The following is a 23,013-nucleotide window of genomic DNA, read 5'->3' on the forward strand; positions in this document are numbered from 1 at the left end:
ACGTCTCGGAGATCGCTGATCTCTCCGAGGGGATACTCACGGCCTCGGACGCGCGTGATGTACGACGCCATGTCGAGGGCTGCCCGCTCTGCGGAGACGTCCTCACCTCGCTGGAGGAGCTCCGCGGACTGCTGGGGTCCGTGGCGGACCCTGGCCCGATGCCCGAGGACATCGCGCTCCGGATCGACCAGGCGCTCTCGACGGAAGCACTGAACGCCACCGGATTCGGCGACGTTTCACGTGAAACATCGCGGACGCCTCAGGTCTCCCCAGAACTCTCCGCATCCGCCGTCCGACCGTTGAACCGTGCCCGCCCGCTCGGCTCCACCGCGGTCGCGCCCCACCGGACGTCCCCCCGGCCGGGCGAGCGGCCCGGAGATTCACCCGGTCCCGGTCGCCCCGGCAGGCGACGGCGGCGGGCGGTCCTTGGCACTGCGTTCGCGGCAGCCGTGCTGGGAATGAGCGGCTATTTCCTGCAAGCCATGGAGTCGGGGGACATGAAAGCCGACTCGTCCGCCGACCGAAGCCTGGGCGCGGCGGAGCAGGACACCGGAAAGGCCGCCGACACCTTCTCCGGCCGGCCGCTGCAGGATCGTGTCTCGGCCTTGCTCTCCGCCTCTTCGGCTCCCGCCGGAGAGAACCCGTTGCCGTCGGCCAAGGACTTCTCCCCCAACGCGGCTTCTCCAGGCAATACGCTGCGCGCGCCTGCCGTCTCCGTCCCCGCCTGTGTACGGCTGGCCACCGGGCGCACCACCCCCGCCGCCGCGGTGGAGGAGGGGGTCTACCGCGGCCAGGACGCTTTCCTCGTCGTCCTGCCGCATGCCGGCGATCCGTCTCTGGTCACGGCCTACGTCGTGGGTGCTTCCTGCGTGACCGATGCGCCCCGAGGGACGGGTGTGCTGCTCTTCACCCATGTCTACCCGCGACCGTGACATCGCGGTGCGGGTAGTGGGGAATGCGCGCCCCGTAGGATCCGTTGGGTGGGGTGAGAGCGGTTGAACGGCCCCAGTAGGCAGCAGGCAGTCTGCAGAGACGAGGAACAAACCCGTGAGCGACGTCCGAAACGTGATCATCATCGGCTCCGGGCCGGCCGGTTACACGGCGGCCCTGTACACCGCCCGCGCGTCGCTGAATCCTCTGGTATTCGAAGGCGCGGTCACCGCCGGTGGCGCCCTGATGAACACCACCGACGTGGAGAACTTCCCCGGTTTCCAGGACGGCATCATGGGCCCCGACCTCATGGACAACATGCGGGCCCAGGCGGAGCGCTTCGGCGCGGAACTGGTGCCGGACGACGTTATCTCCGTCGACCTCACGGGTGAGATCAAGACCGTCACCGACACCGCGGGCACGGTTCACCGTGCCAAGGCGGTCATCGTGACCACCGGTTCGCAGCACCGCAAGCTGGGTCTGCCCAACGAGGACACGCTGTCCGGCCGTGGTGTCTCGTGGTGCGCCACGTGCGACGGCTTCTTCTTCAAGGATCAGGACATCGCCGTGGTCGGCGGCGGCGACACCGCGATGGAAGAAGCGACCTTCCTCTCCCGCTTCGCCAAGTCGGTGACGATCGTCCACCGCCGCGACTCGCTGCGTGCCTCCAAGGCCATGCAGGAGAGGGCGATCGCCGACCCGAAGATCTCGTTCGCCTGGGACAGCGAGGTGGCCGCGGTACACGGCGACCAGAAGCTCTCCGGGCTGACGCTGCGCAACACGAAGACGGGCGAGACTTCGGAGCTGCCGGTCACCGGCCTCTTCATCGCCGTCGGTCACGACCCGCGCACCGAGCTCTTCAAGGGCCAACTCGACCTGGATGAGGAGGGCTACCTCAAGGTCGACGCCCCCTCGACGCGCACCAACCTGACGGGGGTGTTCGGCGCCGGCGACGTCGTCGACCACACCTACCGCCAGGCCATCACTGCGGCCGGCACCGGCTGCTCCGCCGCTCTCGACGCCGAGCGCTTCCTCGCGGCGCTCTCCGACGAGAAGCTCGCCGAGCCGGAGAAGACCCCCGCCGTCTGATCCGCCTCATCCCCACCTCTCTCCCCTCACCCTCGAAGTCAAGGAGGCCGCCGTGGCCGGCGCGCTGAAGAACGTAACCGATGACACCTTCGACGAAGAGGTCCTGAAGAGCGACAAGCCCGTGCTCGTGGACTTCTGGGCCGCCTGGTGCGGACCGTGCCGTCAGATCGCCCCCTCGCTGGAGGCGATCGCGGCCGAGCACGGTGACCAGATCCAGGTCGTCAAGCTCAACATCGACGAGAACCCCGCCACCGCGGCCAAGTACGGCGTCATGTCCATCCCGACGCTCAACGTCTACCAGGGCGGCGAGGTCGCCAAGACCATCGTCGGCGCCAAGCCGAAGGCCGCGATCCTGCGCGACCTCGAGGGCTTCATCGGCGAGTAGCGGTGCCAGTACCCCGCATTCGTTGTTTCACGTGAAACGGGCCGGACTCTTTCGAGAGTCCGGCCCGTTTCACGTGTGCGGTGCCATGGATTCCGGCACGGCCGACCGAAATCAGAGCGGGCGCAGCACGGGCTCCTTCTGCACAACGCCGAGCAGCCGGTCGAGAGCCATCTCCACGTCCTCCTTCCACGACAGAGCGGTACGCAGCTCCAGACGGAGTCGTGGGTACGCGGGGTGCGGCCGGACCGTCTTGAAGCCGACCGCCAGCAGGTGGTCGGCCGGCAGCACGCAGGCCGGCTGCTTCCACCGGGCGTCGCCGAAGGCCTCGATCGCCTTGAACCCCCGTCTGAGTACGTCCTTGGCCACCGTCTGGACCAGTACGCGCCCGAGCCCCTGCCCCTGATGGCCGGGGTCGATCCACGCGGTGACGAGCTGCACCGCATCAGAAGAGACGGGACTGGTCGGAAAGGCCGTGGACCGCGGCACATACGCCGCCGGCGCGTAGAGGACGTAGCCCACCGGCACCTCGTCCACCGTGACCACCCTCCCGCAGGAGCCCCACTCCAGCAGGACGGCGGAGAGCCACGCCTCTTTCTCCGACTCGGCTCTGCCCGACTCGACGGCCGCCTTCCCGCTCACCGGGTCCAGCTCCCAGAAGACGCAGGAGCGGCAACGCTGCGGGAGATCCGACAGGTGATCCAGAGTCAGCGGTACGAGCCGACGCCCCATCTAGGCGATCCTCACTTCCTACGCGGCGCACCCGCACAGGTGCCGGCCGTACAGGCTCCGAATGTCGCCCGGCCTCACTCCGGGGCCGCCGGGGCCCCAAGGGCCGCCTTCGGCTCCTCCGGCCGGGAGACATCGCACGGAGTGCCCTACCACCGCATCGTAGCCACCGGTCGTGGGGGCGCATACCGAGAGAAGGCAAAGGGCGGTCTGTCCGCCGGTGTTCACCGGCGGACAGACCGCCCAGGCCCCGAAGAGGCGTCCTTCAGCTCGCGTCGTCCCGCGTGGACTCCTGCGTGAGGGTGCGCTCCAGCACGCCGCCCTCACCCGGAGCGAGGCTGTCGAGGATGCGGTTGAGATCGTCCATCGAAGCGAACTCGACGACGATCTTGCCCTTCTCCTTGCCGAGGTCGACCTTCACCCGGGTCTCGAAGCGGTCCGAGAGCCGCGAAGCGAGGTCACTCAGCGCGGGGGAGAGCCGGCGGCCGGCCCGCGGCCCCTTCGGCTTCGTGGAGTTCGTGGGACGGGTGCCGAGAAGCGTCACGATCTCCTCGACGGCCCGCACCGACAGGCCCTCGGCGACGATCCGGTGTGCCAGCCGGTCCTGCTCGTCGGAGTCGTCCACGGAGAGCAGCGCCCGCGCGTGGCCGGCCGAGATGACCCCGGCCGCCACCCGACGCTGCACCGGAGGCGAGAGGCGCAGCAGGCGCAGCGTGTTGGAGACCTGCGGCCGCGAACGCCCGATGCGGTCCGCGAGCTGGTCATGCGTGCACTTGAAGTCCTTCAGCAGCTGGTCGTACGCGGCGGCCTCCTCCAACGGGTTCAGCTGAGCCCGGTGAAGGTTCTCCAGCAGCGCGTCCAGCAGAAGCTTCTCGTCGTCCGTGTCCCGGACGATGGTGGGAATCCGGTCCAGCCCGGCCTCTCGGCACGCTCGCCACCGACGCTCACCCATGATGAGCTCGTAGCGGTCCTGGTCCACCTTGCGCACGACGACCGGCTGCAGCAGACCGACCTCCTTGATGGAGGTGACCAGCTCCGCCAGAGCGTCCTCGTCGAAGACCTCACGCGGCTGCCGCGGGTTCGGCGTGATCGAGTCCAGCAGCAGCTCGGCGAAGTAGGCTCCGGCAGGCGCCGACTCGGCGACCGGCGTGGGCGTCACCGGAGAGCTGGGCTCCGGCACGACCGGGGAAGCGGACAGCGTGGTGACCTTGGCCGCTGCCACGCCCCGCTCGTTCGGCAGTACCGCGACCGAGCCGGCCGACGGTGTCTGCCTCTCCTGGGGAGCTGCGGGGATCAGGGCTCCGAGCCCCCGCCCGAGTCCTCTACGACGCTCACTCACTGGATCCCCTCCGTAATGCTCTGCCGCTTGTTCTGGTCGCCCGGACGGGCATGCTGAGGCTCGTAGTGCACGCCTACGCCCCTGAGGGCGATCTCGCGCGCCGCTTCCAGGTAGGAGAGCGAGCCGCTGGAGCCGGGGTCGTAGGTGAGCACCGTCTGGCCGTAGCTCGGCGCCTCCGAAATGCGCACCGAACGCGGGATGCTGGTGCGCAGCACCTCCTTGCCGAAGTGGGTCCGCACCTCCTCGGCCACCTGCGAAGCAAGCCGGGTCCTGCCGTCGTACATGGTCAGCAGGATGGTGGACACGTGAAGGTCGGGGTTCAGGTGCCCCCGGACCAGGTCCACGTTGCGCAGGAGCTGTCCCAGCCCTTCGAGCGCGTAGTACTCGCACTGGATCGGGATCAGCACTTCGGCACCGGCCACCATGGCGTTGACCGTCAGCAGCCCGAGGGAGGGCGGGCAGTCGATCAGGATGTAGTCCAAGGGCTGCTCGTACGCCTGGATCGCACGCTGCAGTCGGCTCTCCCGCGCCACCAGCGACACGAGCTCGATCTCCGCACCGGCGAGATCGATGGTCGCCGGGGCGCAGAAGAGACCTTCGACGTCCGGAACGGGCTGGACCACTTCTGAGAGCGGCATGCTCTCGACCAGGACGTCGTAGATCGAGGGAACCTCGGAGTGATGGTCGATCCCCAGCGCGGTGGACGCATTCCCCTGCGGGTCAAGATCGATCACCAGAACACGAGCACCGTGCAGCGCCAGGGAGGCGGCGAGATTGACCGTCGAGGTGGTCTTGCCCACGCCGCCCTTCTGGTTGGCGACCACCATGATCCGGGTCCGGTCAGGACGTGGCAGCCCTTCACCGGCGCGGCCGAGCGCTTCGACGGCCAGCTGTGCCGCGCGACCGATAGGGGTGTCGTCCATCGGCGGAGGTGTTTCACGTGAAACACCGTCCCCCGCAGACTCGGTTCGGGGACCGGGGACCGGATCGGTCATCGGTCCCGCGATGTTGGCGTCGGACCGCAAGGATTCACTCTCCTCGACTTCAGGCTCACAATGAGCAGAGCCTGCCATGCTTTCGGGGTCGTGAACCAGCGAGGCCCGCTGTTCTGTGGATGAATCCGCACCTGTGGACAACTTCGTGACCCTTACGGGCTTGCGGTCGCGCGGCGTGGCTGCGGCACGGCCGCGGCCGATGATTCCCTGCAGCAGAGAGCGACGTTTCACGTGAAACACGATGCCCGTGCGGGACAACTACCAGGCCACGACACTCCGCAGCAGTGACACACGCCCACTTTTCGGGACCATCGGGACACAAGCCCACAATGAGCGACTTATGCGGCGGGCCGCTGTGCGGGAGCCCGCCCTTCGTCATTCCTCAGCGACGCCGACGCGTCCGGCTCGTCCGTGCAGCCTTGGCTCGCTTTGCGGCGAACCTCACACCACCCGGGCTCTCCCCCACCACGACCCGGACCACAGTAGTGGTCGGATCGACCACGCCCTCACCGGCGTGCAGCACCTCGGTCTCGACCACGCCGAGCTTGCTCAGAGCGGCGCGCGCCCCGCTGATCTCCTCCTCGGCGGTGTCCCCCTTGAGAGCCAGCATTTCGCCATAGGGCCGGAGCAGTGGCACCCCCCATCCGGCCAGCCGGTCCAGCGGCGCCACCGCGCGCGCTGTCACCACGTGCACCGGCTGCAGCGAGCCCAACACCTCCTCGGCCCGCCCGCGGACCACGGTCACATGGTCCAGGCCGAGCAGCTCGACCACTTCCTGGAGGAAGTTGGTCCTCCGGAGCAGCGGTTCCAGCAGCGTGATCTTCAGGTCGGGCCGGACGAGCGCCAGCGGAATGCCGGGCAGTCCCGCCCCCGAGCCCACGTCGCAGACGGTGACCCCTTCCGGAACCACTTCGGAGAGGACCGCACAGTTCAGCAGATGACGCTCCCAGAGACGCGGCACCTCACGGGGTCCGATCAGGCCGCGCTTGACCCCCGCGTCCGCGAGGAGCTCCGCGTACCGGACGGCCTCGGGGAAGTACTCACCGAAAACCGCCTTCGCCGATTCGGGGGCCTGAGGGAGCTCTGCTTCCTCCGTCACGGGGACCGTCCTTCCGTACCGCACTCATGCACTGTGGATGGCTGACTTATCAGGCTGACAAAGATCGGCCCCGCCTGCGAACAGACGGGGCCGACAGTACGACGTTCCGGTCAGGCCGGAAGAACGACGACGAAGCGCTCCGGCTCCTCGCCCTCGGATTCACTGCGAAGGCCGGCCGCCGCGATGGCGTCGTGGACGACCTTGCGTTCGAACGGGGTCATCGGGTCCATCTTCACCGGCTTGCCGGTGCTCTTCACCTCGTCGGCCGCCTTGGCGCCGAGGGCCGCGAGGACCTCGCGCTTCTTCGCCCGAAAGCCGCCGATGTCCAGCATGAGCCGACTGCGGTCGCCGGTCTCCCGGTGCACCGCGAGCCGCGTGAGCTCCTGAAGGGCTTCCAGTACCTCGCCGTCGCGCCCCACGAGCTTCTGCAGGTCACGCTCGGACTCACCGATGATCGACACCGCGGCCCGGTCGGCCTCGACGTCCATGTCGATGTCGCCGTCGAGGTCGGCGATGTCCAGCAGACCCTCGAGGTAGTCGGCCGCGATCTCGCCCTCCTGCTCCAGGCTGGACATGGTGCCGGTGCCCTCGGCGGCCGCGGAGATGGTGCCTTCCGTCACGGAATGGACTCCTTCTTACTTCTTGGACGGGTGCTTGGGCCGCTGCTGGCCCTTGCGCTGTCCGGACTTGGCTTGGCGTGAGGAGCCCGACACGGGCTTGCCCGCCGGCTTGGAGGTGTCGTCCTTCTGAAGGTCGTGCTTCTGGGCAGCAGGCTTCTTCTGGAGCGACATCGGTTCGGATGCCTCGGCCTCTGCGGCGGCAGCATGGATGGCCGCCTGGCGCTGGGCCTTCGTCTGCCGCTTGGGCTGGTGACGCTTGGGAGCCACGCCGCCTTCGGCCTCCAGCACCGCGGCCTCGCTCTTCGCCACGGTCCCGTCCTCCTGGGCGGCGAGGCCCAGCTTGGAGAGCCCGTTGATGAACTTGCGCTCGATGTCGTTGCGGTCCGTGCCCTTGGCGTGGATCCGCTTCACGGTGTTGCGCCGCGACCTGCCCCGAACCTCTCCGTGGGAGGTGATGCTCTTGAGCAGCCGGCCGAGGTAAGCGTCCTGCGCCTTGCTGCCCGGGGTGGGGTTCTGGTTGATCACGTACATCTGCTGACCCATGGTCCAGACGTTGGTGGTCAGCCAGTAGACGAGGACACCGACGGGGAAGTTGATGCCCATGACGGCGAAGATCACCGGGAAGATGTACATCAGCATCTTCTGCTGCTGCATGTACGGCGTCTTGACCGTCAGGTCGACGTTCTTCGTCATGAGCTGGCGCTGCGTGAAGAACTGCGAGGCCGACATCATCACGATCATGACGGCGGTGACGACGCGGACGTCGGTCAGCGAGGCGCCGAGGGCCGCGACCTCACTGGGGCTGTTCATGAACTTCGCGGCCAGCGGAGCACCGAAGATGTGGGCCTGCCGGGCGCTGTCGAGCAGCGGCTGGTCGATGACGCCGATGGTCTTGCCCGAGGCGATCGCCGACAGCACGTGGTACAGGGCGAAGAAGAACGGCGACTGCGCCAGAATCGGCAGGCACGAGGAGAGCGGGTTGGTGCCCGTCTCCTTGTACAGCTTCATCATCTCTTCGGACTGACGCTGCTTGTCGTTCTTGTAGCGCTCCTGGATCGCCTTCATCTTCGGCTGGAGCACCTGCATGTTCCGGGTCGACTTGATCTGCTTCACGAAGAGCGGGATCAGGCAGATCCGGATCAGGACCACCAGAGACACGATGGACAGGCCCCAGGCCCAGCCCGTGTCATCGCCGAACAACGCCCCGTAGAGCTTGTGGAACTGGACGATGACCCACGAGACGGGTGTGGTGATAAAGCTGAACAGACTGGCAATCGTGTCCACTAATCAGGCTCCTTGAGCTTTGGGCGAGGTCTCAGCGGCCGGCAGGGAGGGTTCGGTGGCCTCTCCCCCGGGAAGAACTTCGTCGGCGGAGTCCCCGCCCTTGTCACCACGCAGCGCGTTGCGCAGCAGTTCGTGCCAGCGCGGGCGCTTGCGGGGAGGAACATGATCCACACCACCCGGTGACCATGGGTTGCAGCGCAGGATGCGCCACGCGGTCAGAGCGGTGCCCTTGATCGCGCCATGCCGGTCGATGGCCGTGAACCCGTAGTGGGAGCACGACGGGTAGTAGCGGCAGACTGGTCCCAGGAGAGGACTGATCGTCCACTGGTACAGCTTGATGAGAGCCAGCAGCGGGTACTTCATCGCGCGCCCCCTCCGAGCAGCCGCTCCAGGGCGGCGTCCAGGTCTCGGGCCAGCTGTGCATGGTCGGCGTCACCCGATCCGGGCAACGCGCGTACGACAACAAGGCTACCGGGGGGCAGCAGAGCCAGCCGGTCGCGGACCAGGTGGCGCAGCTTTCGCTTCACCGCCGTGCGAACGACGGCCCCGCCCACGGCCTTGCTGACGACGAAACCCGCACGTGGCGGGGGAAGGGTCTCCCCAGTCACGTGCGGGTCCGTTTCACCGCTGCGTAGATGGACGACGAGGAGAGGCCGACCGGCCCTGCGTCCTCGTCGAACCGCGGTCGCGAAGTCCTCGCGCCGCCTCAGCCGATTCTCGGTAGGCAGCACGTCATGACCTGTTGATGATCAGATCAGGCGGACAGGCTGCTGCGACCCTTGCCACGGCGGTTCGCGAGAATCGCGCGGCCGGCACGGGTACGCATACGCAGCCGGAAGCCGTGGGTCTTGGCGCGACGACGGTTGTTCGGCTGGAAGGTGCGCTTGCTCACTCGGGGGCTCCAGAAATGATTCGTGTGTTGGCGGGACATCGCCTGGCTGTCACCGTGCGCCCACGAGGAACTCGCGTAAACGCCCTAGTGCACCGCTTCACAATCACAGATCGTGATCTTTGCCCATCGGAGGCAGGCGGCAGCAGCCATCGACAACTCGACCTGGTCACGGTACGCGCGGCTACGCCATCCGGTCAAACTCGGGCCGAGCGACCCCCCATTGTGCACAGCCTGTGGACAACGACTTGAACCGTGTGGGTCGCCCTGACTACCGTGGCTGAACTCCGGTTCCTTTCCTTCCCCCCTGCCGGGCCTCACCCGACCCGACCCATCCCGTCCCGAGAACCACACATTCGTGGGACATGCGAGAGAGCGTGCCTTGTGGCTGACGTACCTGCCGATCTTGCCGCAGTGTGGCCACGCGTGCTGGAGCAACTCCTCGGGGAGGGCCAGCAGGGCATCGAGCCGAAGGACAAGCAGTGGATCGAGCGCTGCCAGCCCCTCGCTCTCGTCGCCGACACCGCGCTGCTCGCCGTCCCCAACGAATGGGGCAAGCGCGTCCTGGAGGGCCGTCTCGCCCCTCTCATCAGCGAAGCGCTGACCCGGGAGTGCGGGCGTCCGATCCGGATCGCCATCACCGTCGACGACTCGGTGGGCGACGCGCCCACGCCGCCGGCTCCGCCGATGCACCAGTCCCACCAGCAGTCCCACCGCTATCAGGGGCCGCAGCGTGACGAGTCCCGCGACGACGGTTACGACTCCTACGGGCGGCCCCAGGACGACGGGATGCCCGTCGCGCGTCCCGCCTATCCCGACTACCAGCGTCAGCGGCCCGAGCCGGGCGCGTGGCCGCGGACCCAGGACGACCTGTCGTGGCAGCAGCCGCGCCACGGCGGCTACCAGGACCGCGAGCAGCCGGCCGATCCGTGGAACGAGCCGTACGGCGGGCGCCCCGCGTCCCCGCAGCACGACTACCGTTCGCAGCCGCCCGAGCACCAGGGGTACGAGCAGCAGCGCCAGGACCACCGCGACCCCCGCGACCACCGGGACCCGCGCGACCACCAGGGCCAGCAGTCCCAGCACCGGCCGGGCGGCCCGGGGCGTCCCGGCGGTGCGACCGGCCCGATGGGCGCCCAGCCGGCCCCGGCCGCGGGTCCGGGGGAGCCGCACGCCCGGCTGAATCCGAAGTACCTCTTCGACACCTTCGTGATCGGCGCCTCCAACCGGTTCGCGCACGCCGCCGCCGTCGCCGTGGCCGAGGCGCCCGCGAAGGCGTACAACCCCCTTTTCATCTACGGGGAGTCGGGGCTCGGCAAGACACACCTGCTGCACGCGATCGGGCACTACGCGCGGAGCCTCTACCCCGGCACCCGGGTGCGGTACGTGAGCTCGGAAGAGTTCACCAACGAGTTCATCAACTCGATCCGCGACGGCAAGGGCGACACCTTCCGCAAGCGGTACCGCGACGTGGACATCCTGCTGGTCGACGACATCCAGTTCCTCGCGAGCAAGGAGTCGACGCAGGAGGAGTTCTTCCACACCTTCAACACGCTGCACAACGCCAACAAGCAGATCGTGCTCTCCTCCGACCGGCCGCCCAAGCAACTGGTGACGCTGGAGGACCGGCTCCGCAACCGGTTCGAGTGGGGCCTGACCACCGATGTGCAGCCGCCCGAGCTGGAGACGCGGATCGCGATCCTGCGCAAGAAGGCGGTGCAGGAGCAGCTCAACGCTCCCCCGGAGGTGCTGGAGTTCATCGCGTCCCGCATCTCGCGCAACATCCGCGAGCTGGAGGGCGCGCTGATCCGGGTGACGGCGTTCGCCAGCCTCAACCGGCAGCCGGTGGATCTCGGCCTGACCGAGATCGTGCTCAAGGACCTGATCCCCGGCGGGGAGGACTCCGCGCCCGAGATCACCGCGCCGGCGATCATGGCGGCGACGGCGGACTACTTCGGTCTGACGGTCGAGGATCTGTGCGGATCGTCTCGCAGCCGGGTGCTGGTGACGGCACGCCAGATCGCCATGTACCTCTGTCGCGAGCTGACGGATCTGTCGCTGCCCAAGATCGGCGCGCAGTTCGGCGGGCGCGACCACACCACGGTGATGCACGCGGATCGCAAGATCCGCGCGCTGATGGCGGAGCGACGTTCCATCTACAACCAGGTCACCGAGCTGACCAACCGCATCAAGAACGGCTGACGGGCGGTACGGGCCCCGCGGCCCCGCTTCCCTGCACCACAGCGCCCCGCACGGATTTCCGTCCCTGCGGGGCGCTGTGCCGTGGCGCCTGCGGCGTGAGGACGGCGACCGCGGTTATCCCGGGTCGTACCGGGCGCGAGACGGTTGTCCCCCTTGTCGTGGCGCCCGCCCCGTCCGTCGGCGGACACCCCGCCGCGGTGCCCGAAAGACGCACCCGGGTTCTCCGGCGACCGGGTACGGCTCGCCGTCCGGCACGCTCCGGTGCTGCCGGGAGAAGCGCGCGGGTGCTCCGGTGCCGCGCGAAGGGCGGGCGGGCGCTCCGCAGAACGGGCCGCGGTGCTCCTCAACGCCATCTCCCCGCGGGTGGGCCGACCCGAAAAGTGGTCCCGTTCGCTGTCCCCGGCCCTCTTCCGGCCCGCTTCCGACCGCCCGTCTGCTCCCGTCGCAGACCTCCCGGCGGCTCGGCGAGCGGCCGCACGGGCCCGCTCTGTTCGAATCTGAGCGAGGTAACGGGTCTTCTCCACAGATCCGGGAAGAATTTTCCTTCCACACCCTGGGGACCGATGAGTTGTCCATATTGTTTCCACAGGCTTTGCTGCCGATACTCCATCAGGCCAGGTCACATGGCTGGGGATTTGTGGTCAACCGTGATCCACAGCCTGTGGACAAACTTTTCGTCCACAGGCGCTCCGGCATGTTGTCCACCGGCCGCCCACAGGATCGCTTCCGTTGTCCCCAGTCGGAGTTCGCTTCTCCACACCCCTGTCCACTGTTCGGCAACGCGACACTGCCCCTCACTGCCAAGAGTGAAAGGCGTCACACCAAGGAGCGCGCTTGGGCTGTGGGGAACCGGGGTAAAGCTGGGGACAGCCCTGGGGAGAAGTACCCCCTGCCTGTGCATCGGGTGTGTAGAACTTTCCCGCGTCCACAGAAGCGGCCAGTTGTCCACTGGTTCCGCCCACAGGCACGGTGGACAAAATATTGGGCCTGACCTGCGCAAACGGGGTTATCCACGGTTTCCACAAGGCCTACTACTACTGCCACTCAGAGTTAGCCAGGAATCCGCTTCGAAGTGGGTGCTGTGCACAACTCGCCTCCGGTGCGCTCCGGGCCTCTTCCAGCGATTTGACCCCGAGCAGCAACGAGTGTCGGTGCCGTACGTCAGACTGGACCCCGGTGTCCGGCCCGGTCTCGGCCGACGGACCCCGACAAGACGACGAAGGCCAGCAGGGCCGGCACGGCGAGCGAGCAACAGCAGGAGGCGGTTCCGGTGAAGATCCGGGTGGAGCGCGATGTACTCGCGGAGGCGGTGGCCTGGGTGGCCCGCAGCCTCCCGGCCCGTCCGCCGGCGCCCGTTCTCGCGGGCCTTCTGCTGAAGGCCGAGGACGGAGCTCTCAGCTTCTCCAGCTTCGACTACGAGGTCTCGGCCAAGGTCTCGGTGGAGGCCGAGACGGAGGAGGAGGGCACGGTGCTCGTCTCCGGCCGCCTGCTCGCCGACATCTGCCGCGCCCTCCCCAACCGGCCGGTGGAGATCTCCACCGACGGTGTGCGGGCCACCGTGGTCTGCGGCTCGTCGCGGTTCACCCTCCACACACTGCCTGTGGAGGAGTACCCGGCTCTGCCGCAGATGCCGACCGCCACCGGCACCGTGCCCGGTGAGGTCTTCGCCTCGGCCGCCGCGCAGGTCGCCATCGCCGCGGGCCGCGACGACACGCTCCCGGTGCTCACCGGCGTCCGCATCGAGATCGAGGGCGACACCGTCACCCTGGCCTCGACCGACCGCTACCGCTTCGCGGTCCGTGAGTTCCTGTGGAAGCCGGAGAACCCGGACGCCTCCGCGGTCGCCCTGGTGCCCGCCAAGACGCTCCTGGACACCGCCAAGGCGCTGACCAACGGCGACACCGTCACGCTGGCGCTGTCGGGCGCCGGAGCCGGTGAGGGCCTGATCGGCTTCGAGGGCGCGGGCCGACGCACCACCACCCGTCTGCTCGAGGGCGATCTGCCGAAGTACCGGACGCTCTTCCCGACCGAGTTCAACTCGGTCGCGGTGATCGAGACCGCTCCGTTCGTCGAGGCCGTCAAGCGCGTGGCGCTGGTCGCCGAGCGCAACACTCCGGTGCGGCTCAGCTTCGAGCAGGGCGTGCTCATCCTGGAAGCCGGTTCGAGCGACGACGCACAGGCTGTGGAGAGGGTCGACGCCGTGCTGGAGGGCGACGACATCTCGATCGCCTTCAACCCGACGTTCCTGCTGGACGGTCTGAGCGCGATCGACTCCCCGGTCGCCCAGCTCTCGTTCACCACGTCGACCAAGCCCGCGCTGCTCAGCGGCCGGCCGGCCGTCGACGCCGAGGCGGACGACGCGTACAAGTACCTGATCATGCCGGTCCGCCTCTCCGGCTGATTCCGGCGCAGCGAGCCCCGGATGCGTCTGCTGCCCCGTGACGGGCGGGCAGGCGCATCGGGTGCTTCCGGGCCCCGCCCGCCTGTCGTGCCCGGCCCGCCCGGCGGGCACGCCGTGCCGGGCCACCCCGGCCGGGCGTAGGCTCGGACTCGGGTACGAATCGGCACAACGCTTAAGGAATCTTCTGATGGAGCTCGGTCTCGTCGGTCTCGGCAAGATGGGCGGCAACATGCGCGAGCGCATCCGCCGCGCAGGCCACACCGTCATCGGATACGACCGCAACCCGGACGTCGCCGATGTCCACAGCCTGGAAGAGCTCGTGGGCAAGCTGAAGGGCCCGCGAGTCATCTGGGTGATGGTCCCGGCGGGCGCCGCGACCCAGTCCACCATCGACGAGCTCGCGGTCCTGCTCCAGCCCGGCGACATCGTCGTGGACGGCGGCAACAGCCGTTGGACGGACGACGAGAAGCACGCCGTCGAGCTGGGCATCAAGGGCATCGGCTTCGTCGACTGCGGCGTCTCCGGCGGTGTCTGGGGCCTGGAGAACGGCTACGCCCTGATGTACGGCGGCACCCCCGAGGACGTCGCCAAGGTGCAGCCCGTCTTCGACGCCCTCAAGCCCGAGGGTGAGTTCGGCTCGGTCCACGCGGGCAAGGTCGGCGCCGGCCACTTCGCGAAGATGGTCCACAACGGCATCGAGTACGCCATGATGCAGGCCTACGCCGAGGGCTGGGAGCTGCTGGAGAAGGTCGACTCCGTCACCGACGTGCGCGAGGTCTTCCGCTCCTGGCAGGAGGGGACGGTCATCCGTTCCTGGCTGCTGGACCTCGCGGTCAACGCGCTCGACGACGACGAGCACCTGGAGAAGCTGCGCGGTTTCGCGGCGGACTCCGGCGAGGGCCGCTGGACCGTCGAGGCCGCGATCGACAACGCCGTGCCGCTGCCCGCGATCACCGCGTCGCTGTTCGCGCGGTTCGCCTCCCGTCAGGACGACTCGCCGCAGATGAAGATGATCGCCGCGCTGCGCAACCAGTTCGGCGGCCACGCGGTGGAGAACAAGAAGTAGTACCGCGGTACCAGGAACACCGGAGCACGAAGGGTCGGCGGCCATGCACGTCACGCATCTCTCGCTGGCCGACTTCCGGAGCTACGCCCGGGTCGAGGTCCCTCTCGGTCCGGGCGTCACCGTGTTCGTGGGGGCCAACGGTCAGGGGAAGACCAACCTGGTCGAGGCGGTGGGCTATCTCGCCACCCTCGGCAGCCACCGGGTCTCCTCGGACGCCCCGCTGGTGCGGATGGGGGCCGAGCGCGCCGTCGTGCGGGCGGCCGTCACCAACGGCGAGCGGTCCCAGCTGATCGAGCTGGAGCTGAACCCCGGCCGGGCCAACCGCGCCCGGATCAACAGATCGTCGCAGGTCAGACCGCGTGATGTGCTGGGCGTCGTGCGGTCGGTGCTGTTCGCGCCCGAGGACCTGGCGCTGGTGAAGGGCGATCCGGGCGAGCGGCGCCGCTTCCTGGACGAGCTGGTCACCGCCAGGTCGCCGCGGATGGGCGGGGTCCGGTCCGACTACGACCGGGTGCTGAAGCAGCGCAACACCCTGCTGAAGTCCGCCGCCATGGCACGCCGGCACGGCGGCCGCTCGATGGACATGTCCACCCTCGACGTCTGGGACCAGCACCTGGCCTCGGTGGCCGCGGAGGTGCTGGCACAGCGGCTGGACCTGATCGCCGTGCTGCAGCCGCTGACCGACAAGGCTTACGGCGACGTGGCGCCCGGCGGTGGTCCGGTGACGCTGGAGTACCGCAGTTCGCTCGGCGAGGGCGTGCTGCCGGGGCGGAGCCGCGAGGAGCTGTACGCGCAGACGACGGCGGCGCTCGCGGCGGCGCGGAAGCAGGAGATCGAGCGGGGCGTGACCCTGGTCGGCCCGCACCGCGACGACCTGCTGCTCGGCCTGCGCGGGATGCCCGCCAAGGGGTACGCGAGCCACGGCGAGTCCTGGTCGTACGCGCTGGCGCTGCGGCTGGCCTCGTACGAGCTGCTGCGCGCCGAGGGCAGTGAGCCCGTGCTGGTGCTGGACGACGTGTTCGCGGAGCTGGACGCGCGGCGTCGGGAGCGGCTGGCGGAACTGGTGGCTCCGGCCGAGCAGGTGCTGGTGACGGCGGCCGTGGACGACGATGTGCCCGAGGTGCTGAAGGGTGCCCGGTATGCGGTCGCGGCCGGTGAGGTGGAGCGGCTGTGAGCGCGGCGGGCGACCGCCCCGCGCGGGCCGGCGGGCCCGAGGACAAGGGTGGGCCCGCAGTACCGCCGCCCGCCCCCGAGGTCTCCGGCGTCGACCTGGCCCGGGTGGCCTTGCGCGCGGCGAAGGAACAGGCCAAAGCGCGCGGTGCCGCCGCCCAGCAGCGCAAACAGGCCAGGCGCGGAGGCGGTCTGCGCTCCGGTGCGCGGTCGGACGGCCGGGACCCGCAGCCCCTGGGGACCGCGATCAACCGGCTGATCACCGAGCGCGGCTGGGAGACGCCGGCAGCGGTCGGCGGGGTCATGGGCCGCTGGCCGCAGATCGTCGGCGAGGACCTGGCGAACCACTGTGCCCCGGTCCGCTACGACGAGGACCCCGAGGCGCGGGTGCTGACGGTGCAGTGCGACTCGACGGCCTGGGCGACCCAACTCCGGTTGTTGGCACCACAGTTGGTGGCCCGCCTCAACGCCGACCTGGGGTCGGGCACCGTCCGGTTCCTCAAGGTGCTCGGCCCAGGGGGTCCGGAGCGCCGTTACGGGCCGTTGCGGGCGCCCGGCAGCACCGGCCCCGGCGACACCTACGGCTGAGCCCGCCGGCGGGTCCGGCCGGGCTGGGGCCCGGCCCGTGGCCTCCCTCGGCCCCCGCCCCGGAGGCCTGGCCCGAGGCGCCGCGCACCTCCGCGGAGGCTCCGTCGGAACGCCTGTCCGCTTTCCCGGCCGCCGCCCGGGCGTCTGCCGAAACGTCCCCCGCGCATCCGCCGAGCGTCTGCCGACACCTTCCTGTGTGCTCCGCGACCGGTCCCCGCACCGTCCGGCGCCCCCGGGGAGGCTCCGCGTCCGTTTTCGGGGCGTTCCACGACGATGGCTGAAATTCGCCGTCCGCCCCCCTCGGAATCCCACCGGCCCGCTCCGGGCCCACGCGCGCTCGCGCGTACGCGTGAGACAGGGGTGCGCGCAGGGCGTCGCCGCGGGGCGAGGGCCCCGACCGCGCCCCGGTCCGCATGCGGAACAAAACCGGATGAAAGGCCCATGTGCTGACCTCTTTGTACCGCTCTGTACGCATGCACTCCAACGAGGGCCGGAGGGTCGTTCCTCACCGTAGCGGGAGGCTGACAGGTCGAGGCGCGCAATGCCCGCGTGAGCCTCTTGGAGCCCCTTCCTGAATATGGGGAGTCGTCAGCGGCTGGTTCAGGGCGGCACATGCGGACTCAGGTACCGGCAAACCCCCATTCATGTCGGCGCTACCGGTAGACTGGTGGACAATCCCGCTACTGTGCGGGAGTCGTCGATTACCAGCCGAACGACGCAGCCGCTCCCGCCAGCCCGGTGAACGGCCTGTGCTGTGCCAGAAAGGGCGCTTCGTGGCCGATTCCGGCAACCCCAACGAGAACATCCCGTCCACCACCGGCGAACACGGCGAGGTCACCTCCTCGTACGACGCCAGCGCGATCACCGTGCTGGAAGGTCTGGACGCGGTCCGCAAGCGCCCCGGCATGTACATCGGCTCGACCGGTGAGCGCGGACTCCACCACCTCGTCTACGAGGTCGTCGACAACTCCGTGGACGAGGCTCTCGCCGGTCACGCGGACACCATCGACGTGACGATCCTGGCCGACGGCGGCGTACGCGTGATCGACAACGGGCGCGGCATCCCGGTCGGCATCGTGCCCTCCGAGGGGAAGCCGGCCGTCGAGGTCGTGCTCACCGTGCTGCACGCGGGCGGCAAGTTCGGCGGCGGCGGGTACGCCGTCTCCGGCGGTCTGCACGGCGTCGGCGTCTCCGTGGTGAACGCCCTGTCGTCGCGCGTGGCCGTGGAGGTGCGCACGGACGGCTACGTCTGGACGCAGGACTACAAGCGCGGTGTGCCGACCGCTCCGCTGGAGCGCGGCGCGGAGACCGCAGAGCACGGCACCTCCGTCTCCTTCTGGGCCGACGGGGACATCTTCGAGACCACCGAGTACTCCTTCGAGACCCTCTCGCGCCGGTTCCAGGAGATGGCGTTCCTCAACAAGGGCCTCACCATCAAGCTGACCGACGAGCGCGAGTCGGCGAAGGCCACCGCGGGCGCGGACGAGGCGGAGGCGACGGAGGTCGCCGAGGAGCAGGCGGCGCGCACGGTCTCGTACCACTACGAGGGCGGCATCGTCGACTTCGTGAAGTACCTGAACTCGCGCAAGGGTGACCTGATCCACCAGTCGGTGATCGACATCGAGGCCGAGGACAAGGAGCGCATGCTCTCGGCCGAGATCGCCATGCAGTGGAACACGCAGTACAGCGAGGGCGTCTACTCCTTCGCCAACACGATCCACACGCACGAGGGCGGAACCCACGAAGAGGGCTTCCGGGCGGCGCTGACCTCGCTGGTCAACCGGTACGCGCGCGACAAGAAGCTGCTGCGCGAGAAGGACGACAACCTCACCGGTGAGGACGTCCGCGAGGGTCTGACGGCGATCATCTCGGTGAAGCTGGGGGAGCCCCAGTTCGAGGGCCAGACCAAGACCAAGCTGGGCAACACCGAAGCGAAGACCTTCGTGCAGAAGGTCGTCCACGAGCAGCTCACGGACTGGTTCGACCGGAACCCGAACGAGGCGGCCGACATCATCCGCAAGGGCATCGCCGCGGCGACCGCCCGGGTGGCCGCCCGCAAGGCGCGCGACCTGACCCGGCGCAAGGGGCTCCTGGAGAGCGCCTCGCTGCCGGGCAAGCTGAGCGACTGCCAGTCGAACGACCCGACGAAGTGCGAGATCTTCATCGTCGAGGGTGACTCCGCCGGCGGTTCGGCCAAGTCCGGGCGCAACCCGATGTACCAGGCCATCCTGCCCATCCGCGGCAAGATCCTGAACGTCGAGAAGGCCCGGATCGACAAGATCCTCCAGAACACCGAAGTCCAGGCGCTGATCTCGGCGTTCGGCACCGGTGTCCACGAGGACTTCGACATCGAGAAGCTCCGCTATCACAAGATCATTCTGATGGCGGACGCCGACGTCGACGGCCAGCACATCAACACCCTGCTGCTCACGTTCCTCTTCCGCTTCATGCGGCCGCTGGTGGAGGCCGGGCACGTCTACCTCTCGCGCCCGCCGCTGTACAAGATCAAGTGGGGCCGGGACGACTTCGAGTACGCGTACTCGGACCGGGAGCGGGACGCCCTGGTGGCGCTCGGCAAGCAGAACGGCAAGCGGATCAGGGAAGACTCGATCCAGCGCTTCAAGGGTCTCGGTGAGATGAACGCCGAGGAGCTGCGGATCACCACCATGGACGTCGACCACCGGGTGCTCGGCCAGGTCACGCTCGACGACGCGGCGCAGGCCGACGACCTGTTCTCGGTGCTGATGGGCGAAGACGTCGAGGCGCGGCGCTCCTTCATCCAGCGCAACGCCAAGGACGTCCGCTTCCTCGACATCTGAGTCGGCCGTACAAGCAAGCCGCAGCGTGAAAGGACTTTGACCAGCAATGGCCGACGAGAACACCCCTGCTCCCGTGACGCCCGAAGAGATCCCGCCCGTCGAGGGCATCGGCATGCGTGTCGAGCCCGTGGGGCTCGAGACGGAGATGCAGCGCTCCTACCTCGACTACGCGATGTCCGTCATCGTGTCGCGTGCGCTGCCCGACGTGCGGGACGGCCTCAAGCCCGTCCACCGCCGGGTGCTGTACGCGATGTACGACGGCGGCTACCGGCCCGAGAAGGGCTTCTACAAGTGCGCCCGCGTCGTCGGTGACGTCATGGGCACGTACCACCCGCACGGCGACTCCTCCATCTACGACGCCCTGGTGCGGCTCGCGCAGCACTGGTCGATGCGCATGCCGCTGGTGGACTCCAACGGCAACTTCGGTTCCCCGGGCAACGACCCGGCCGCGGCCATGCGGTACACCGAGTGCAAGATGATGCCGCTGTCCATGGAGATGGTCCGGGACATCGACGAGGAGACCGTCGACTTCCAGGACAACTACGACGGCCGCAACCAGGAGCCGACGGTCCTGCCGGCGCGCTTCCCGAACCTCCTGGTGAACGGTTCCGCCGGCATCGCGGTCGGCATGGCGACCAACATCCCGCCGCACAACCTCCGCGAGGTGGCGGCGGGCGCCCAGTGGTACCTGGAGCACCCCGAGGCGTCGCACGAGGAGCTGCTGGACGCGCTGATCGAGCGCATCAAGGGCCCGGACTTCCCGACCGGTGCCCTGGTCGTCGGACGCAAGGGCATCGAGGAGGCGTACCGCACCGGTCGCGGCTCCATCACGATGCGCGCGGTCGTCGCGGTCGAGGAGATCCAGAACCGGCAGTGCCTGGTCGTCACGGAGCTGCCGTACCAGACCAACCCGGACAACCTCGCGCAGAAGATCGCCGACCTCGTCAAGGACGGCAAGATCGGCGGGATCGCCGACGTCCGCGACGAGACCTCGTCCCGGACCGGCCAGCGCCTCGTCGTCGTGCTCAAGCGCGACGCGGTGGCCAAGGTCGTCCTGAACAACCTGTACAAGCACACCGACCTGCAGACGAACTTCGGCGCCAACATGCTGGCGCTGGTCGACGGCGTGCCGCGGACCCTGTCGATCGACGCGTTCATCCGCCACTGGGTGACGCACCAGATCGAGGTCATCGTCCGGCGGACGAAGTTCCGGCTGCGCAAGGCGGAAGAGCGGGCGCACATCCTGCGTGGCCTGCTCAAGGCCCTGGACGCCATCGACGAGGTCATCGCCCTCATCCGGCGCAGCAACACCGTCGAGATCGCGCGCGAGGGCCTGATGGGCCTGCTGGAGATCGACGAGCTCCAGGCCAACGCGATCCTGGAGATGCAGCTGCGCCGCCTGGCCGCCCTGGAGCACCAGAAGATCACCGCGGAGCACGACGAGCTCCAGGCGAAGATCAACGAGTACAACGAGATCCTGGCCTCGCCCGCGCGGCAGCGTCAGATCGTCAGCGAGGAGCTGGCGGCGATCGTCGACAAGTTCGGCGACGACCGGCGCTCCAAGCTGGTGCCCTTCGACGGCGACATGTCGATCGAGGACCTCATCGCCGAGGAAGACATCGTCGTCACCATCTCGCGCGGCGGCTACGTCAAGCGCACGAAGACGGACGACTACCGGTCGCAGAAGCGCGGCGGCAAGGGCGTGCGGGGCACCAAGCTCAGGGAAGACGACATCGTCGACCACTTCTTCGTGTCGACGACTCACCACTGGCTGCTGTTCTTCACGAACAAGGGCCGTGTCTACCGGGCCAAGGCGTACGAACTGCCGGACGCGGGCCGTGACGCGCGCGGCCAGCACGTGGCGAACCTGCTGGCGTTCCAGCCGGACGAGCAGATCGCGCAGATCCTGGCGATCCGTGACTACGAGGCCGCGCCCTACCTGATCCTGGCCACCAAGGGCGGCCTGGTGAAGAAGACGAGCCTCAAGGACTACGACTCGCCGCGGGCCGGCGGTGTCATCGCGATCAACCTGCGTGAGACGGCGGACGGCTCGGACGACGAGCTGATCGGCGCCGAGCTGGTGTCGGCCGAGGACGACCTGCTGCTCGTCAGCAAGAAGGCCCAGTCGATCAGGTTCACCGCGACGGACGACGCGCTGCGCCCGATGGGCCGTGCCACTTCGGGTGTCAAGGGGATGAGTTTCCGCGAAGGCGACGAACTGCTCTCGATGAATGTCGTCCGGCCCGGTACGTTCGTGTTCACTGCAACCGACGGCGGGTACGCGAAGCGGACTCCCGTGGACGAGTACCGCGTTCAGGGTCGCGGCGGCCTCGGCACCAAGGCCGCCAAGATCGTGGAGGACCGCGGATCGCTCGTCGGCGCGCTGGTGGTCGAGGAGTCGGACGAGATTCTCGCCATCACGCTCGGCGGTGGTGTGATTCGCACGCGAGTCAATGAAGTCAGGGAGACGGGCCGTGACACCATGGGCGTCCAACTGATCAATCTGGGTAAGCGCGACGCCGTCGTCGGCATCGCGCGCAACGCCGAGGCCGGTCGCGAGGCGGAAGAGGTCGATGGGACCTTGGACGCCGAGGACGAGACGGCCGAGGCACCGGCCGCCAGTGCGGCCGAGAGCATTGTCGAAGGCACGGAGCCTTCGACCGGGGAGCACGAGGAGTAGAGCGTGAGTGGAGCCACGGGCGCCGGTTCGGCCGCTTCCGGAGCAGGAGCGAACGGTGCCCGTGGCCCTGCCACGGACTCCCAAGGGGGCACAGTGACGGACACCCGGGGCCCTCAGCCCCAGTACGAGGGATACGCGACCGGGCCGTTGCCCGGGGAGCGTGAGCCCGCCGCGGGGCCGGCGGGCCCGTACCACCCGCCGCAGGCCTACCCCGCTCCGGCGGGGGGCCGCGAGGCGGCGGGGACCCAGGCGGTGCGCAGACCGCGCACCGGTGCGCGGACGACCCCGCGCACGCGCAAGGCACGGCTGCGGGTGGCGAAGGCCGACCCGTGGTCGGTGATGAAGGTGAGCTTCCTGCTCTCCATCGCGCTGGGCATCTGCACGGTGGTGGCCGCCGCCCTGCTGTGGATGGTGATGGACGCGATGGGCGTCTTCTCCACCGTGGGCGGCACGATCAGCGAGGCCACGGGTTCCAACGAGAGCAACGGGTTCGATCTCCAGTCGTTCCTGTCGCTTCCGCGGGTCCTCGTCTTCACCTCGGTCATCGCTGTGATCGACGTGGTCCTGGCCACCGCGCTGGCCACGCTCGGCGCCTTCATCTACAACCTGTCCGCCGGTTTCGTGGGCGGCGTCGAGCTCACGCTCGCCGAGGACGAGTAGGTCCGCGGGTATCGATTTTGGGACTGGCCCCGACGTGCGCTAATCTTCAGAAGTCAGCGCAGCAGCGCGGC

The 23,013-nt window shown here is 68.8% G+C and carries 20 protein-coding genes; 11 read left to right on the forward strand and 9 right to left on the reverse strand.

The window, feature by feature from the left end:
- The first annotated feature begins 158 nt into the window (after positions 1-158).
- From Q0994_RS05210 to trxA, 3 genes are all read left to right on the forward strand, one after another.
- On the forward strand, positions 159-932 hold the full coding sequence (locus Q0994_RS05210) for a hypothetical protein (protein ID WP_299529621.1): 774 nt from the start codon (positions 159-161) through the stop codon (positions 930-932).
- A 115-nt stretch (positions 933-1,047) separates the two neighbouring features.
- Positions 1,048-2,019, forward strand: a complete 972-nt coding sequence (gene trxB, locus Q0994_RS05215; RefSeq protein ID WP_299529623.1) for a thioredoxin-disulfide reductase — start codon at positions 1,048-1,050, stop codon at positions 2,017-2,019.
- Positions 2,020-2,071: 52 nt separating this feature from the next.
- Complete coding sequence (gene trxA, locus Q0994_RS05220) at positions 2,072-2,404, forward strand: thioredoxin (protein WP_299529625.1); 333 nt, start codon at positions 2,072-2,074, stop codon at positions 2,402-2,404.
- A 111-nt stretch (positions 2,405-2,515) separates the two neighbouring features.
- Here the strand turns inward: trxA and Q0994_RS05225 are convergent, their stop codons facing one another.
- The 9 genes from Q0994_RS05225 to rpmH form a co-directional block, all read right to left on the reverse strand.
- The gene (locus tag Q0994_RS05225; protein ID WP_299529627.1) at positions 2,516-3,133 is read right to left on the reverse strand and encodes a GNAT family N-acetyltransferase; all 618 of its coding nucleotides are present in this window, start codon (positions 3,131-3,133) and stop codon (positions 2,516-2,518) included.
- A 262-nt stretch (positions 3,134-3,395) separates the two neighbouring features.
- Positions 3,396-4,469 carry a ParB/RepB/Spo0J family partition protein gene (locus Q0994_RS05230; RefSeq protein WP_299529629.1) on the reverse strand — a complete coding sequence of 358 codons (1,074 nt, stop codon included), beginning with the start codon at positions 4,467-4,469 and terminating at the stop codon, positions 3,396-3,398.
- The gene (locus Q0994_RS05235; protein WP_299529631.1) at positions 4,466-5,542 is read right to left on the reverse strand and encodes a ParA family protein; all 1,077 of its coding nucleotides are present in this window, start codon (positions 5,540-5,542) and stop codon (positions 4,466-4,468) included. Before Q0994_RS05235 ends, Q0994_RS05230 begins: the two co-directional genes overlap by 4 nt.
- Positions 5,543-5,846: 304 nt before the next feature.
- The gene (gene rsmG / locus Q0994_RS05240) at positions 5,847-6,563 is read right to left on the reverse strand and encodes a 16S rRNA (guanine(527)-N(7))-methyltransferase RsmG (protein ID WP_299529633.1); all 717 of its coding nucleotides are present in this window, start codon (positions 6,561-6,563) and stop codon (positions 5,847-5,849) included.
- Positions 6,564-6,673: 110 nt separating this feature from the next.
- Positions 6,674-7,183, reverse strand: coding sequence for a R3H domain-containing nucleic acid-binding protein (locus tag Q0994_RS05245; RefSeq protein ID WP_299529635.1), 510 nt, complete (start codon positions 7,181-7,183; stop codon positions 6,674-6,676).
- Between the two features lie 15 nt (positions 7,184-7,198).
- On the reverse strand, positions 7,199-8,467 hold the full coding sequence (gene yidC / locus Q0994_RS05250) for a membrane protein insertase YidC (protein WP_299529637.1): 1,269 nt from the start codon (positions 8,465-8,467) through the stop codon (positions 7,199-7,201).
- 3 nt (positions 8,468-8,470) lie between these two features.
- Positions 8,471-8,830, reverse strand: coding sequence for a membrane protein insertion efficiency factor YidD (gene yidD, locus Q0994_RS05255; RefSeq protein ID WP_299529639.1), 360 nt, complete (start codon positions 8,828-8,830; stop codon positions 8,471-8,473).
- The gene (rnpA, locus tag Q0994_RS05260; protein ID WP_299529641.1) at positions 8,827-9,198 is read right to left on the reverse strand and encodes a ribonuclease P protein component; all 372 of its coding nucleotides are present in this window, start codon (positions 9,196-9,198) and stop codon (positions 8,827-8,829) included. The genes yidD and rnpA overlap by 4 nt, the downstream gene beginning before the upstream one ends.
- Before the next feature lie 23 nt (positions 9,199-9,221).
- Positions 9,222-9,359, reverse strand: a complete 138-nt coding sequence (rpmH, locus tag Q0994_RS05265; protein WP_003967884.1) for a 50S ribosomal protein L34 — start codon at positions 9,357-9,359, stop codon at positions 9,222-9,224.
- Positions 9,360-9,740: 381 nt separating this feature from the next.
- On the opposite strand from rpmH, the gene dnaA reads away from it, so the two are divergent.
- The 8 genes from dnaA (at position 9,741) to Q0994_RS05305 (ending at position 22,942) form a co-directional block, all read left to right on the forward strand.
- The gene (gene dnaA / locus Q0994_RS05270) at positions 9,741-11,558 is read left to right on the forward strand and encodes a chromosomal replication initiator protein DnaA (RefSeq protein WP_299529651.1); all 1,818 of its coding nucleotides are present in this window, start codon (positions 9,741-9,743) and stop codon (positions 11,556-11,558) included.
- Between the two features lie 1,270 nt (positions 11,559-12,828).
- Positions 12,829-13,959 (forward strand): DNA polymerase III subunit beta, encoded by a 1,131-nt coding sequence (gene dnaN / locus Q0994_RS05275; protein WP_299529653.1) that lies wholly within the window; start codon positions 12,829-12,831, stop codon positions 13,957-13,959.
- Positions 13,960-14,146: 187 nt separating this feature from the next.
- Complete coding sequence (gene gnd, locus Q0994_RS05280; protein ID WP_299529655.1) at positions 14,147-15,025, forward strand: phosphogluconate dehydrogenase (NAD(+)-dependent, decarboxylating); 879 nt, start codon at positions 14,147-14,149, stop codon at positions 15,023-15,025.
- Between the two features lie 43 nt (positions 15,026-15,068).
- Positions 15,069-16,199, forward strand: coding sequence for a DNA replication/repair protein RecF (recF, locus tag Q0994_RS05285; protein WP_299529657.1), 1,131 nt, complete (start codon positions 15,069-15,071; stop codon positions 16,197-16,199).
- Complete coding sequence (locus Q0994_RS05290) at positions 16,196-16,783, forward strand: DUF721 domain-containing protein (RefSeq protein WP_299529659.1); 588 nt, start codon at positions 16,196-16,198, stop codon at positions 16,781-16,783. Before recF ends, Q0994_RS05290 begins: the two co-directional genes overlap by 4 nt.
- A gap of 749 nt (positions 16,784-17,532) precedes the next feature.
- A complete protein-coding gene (gyrB, locus tag Q0994_RS05295) occupies positions 17,533-19,602 on the forward strand; it encodes a DNA topoisomerase (ATP-hydrolyzing) subunit B (protein WP_299529661.1) in 2,070 nt (689 codons plus the stop codon).
- 46 nt (positions 19,603-19,648) lie between these two features.
- Complete coding sequence (gene gyrA, locus Q0994_RS05300; protein WP_299529663.1) at positions 19,649-22,282, forward strand: DNA gyrase subunit A; 2,634 nt, start codon at positions 19,649-19,651, stop codon at positions 22,280-22,282.
- A gap of 93 nt (positions 22,283-22,375) precedes the next feature.
- Entirely contained in the window at positions 22,376-22,942 is a 567-nt protein-coding gene (locus Q0994_RS05305) for a DUF3566 domain-containing protein (protein WP_299529665.1), read from the forward strand.
- The last annotated feature ends 71 nt before the right edge of the window (positions 22,943-23,013 follow it).

It is taken from the genome of uncultured Streptomyces sp., from assembly GCF_947488945.1.
GTDB lineage: Bacteria > Actinomycetota > Actinomycetes > Streptomycetales > Streptomycetaceae > Streptomyces.

Excerpts from the sequence above, each read along its gene's own strand:
- recF (WP_299529657.1), top strand. The coding sequence starts at position 15,069 with ATGCACGTCACGCATCTCTCGCTGGCCGACTTCCGGAGCTACGCCCGG.
- Q0994_RS05235 (WP_299529631.1), bottom strand. The coding sequence starts at position 5,542 with ATGGCAGGCTCTGCTCATTGTGAGCCTGAAGTCGAGGAGAGTGAATCC.
- Q0994_RS05225 (WP_299529627.1), bottom strand. The coding sequence starts at position 3,133 with ATGGGGCGTCGGCTCGTACCGCTGACTCTGGATCACCTGTCGGATCTC.
- gyrA (WP_299529663.1), top strand. The coding sequence starts at position 19,649 with ATGGCCGACGAGAACACCCCTGCTCCCGTGACGCCCGAAGAGATCCCG.
- gnd (WP_299529655.1), top strand. The coding sequence starts at position 14,147 with ATGGAGCTCGGTCTCGTCGGTCTCGGCAAGATGGGCGGCAACATGCGC.
- Q0994_RS05210 (WP_299529621.1), top strand. The coding sequence starts at position 159 with ATGCCCGAGGACATCGCGCTCCGGATCGACCAGGCGCTCTCGACGGAA.
- yidD (WP_299529639.1), bottom strand. The coding sequence starts at position 8,830 with ATGAAGTACCCGCTGCTGGCTCTCATCAAGCTGTACCAGTGGACGATC.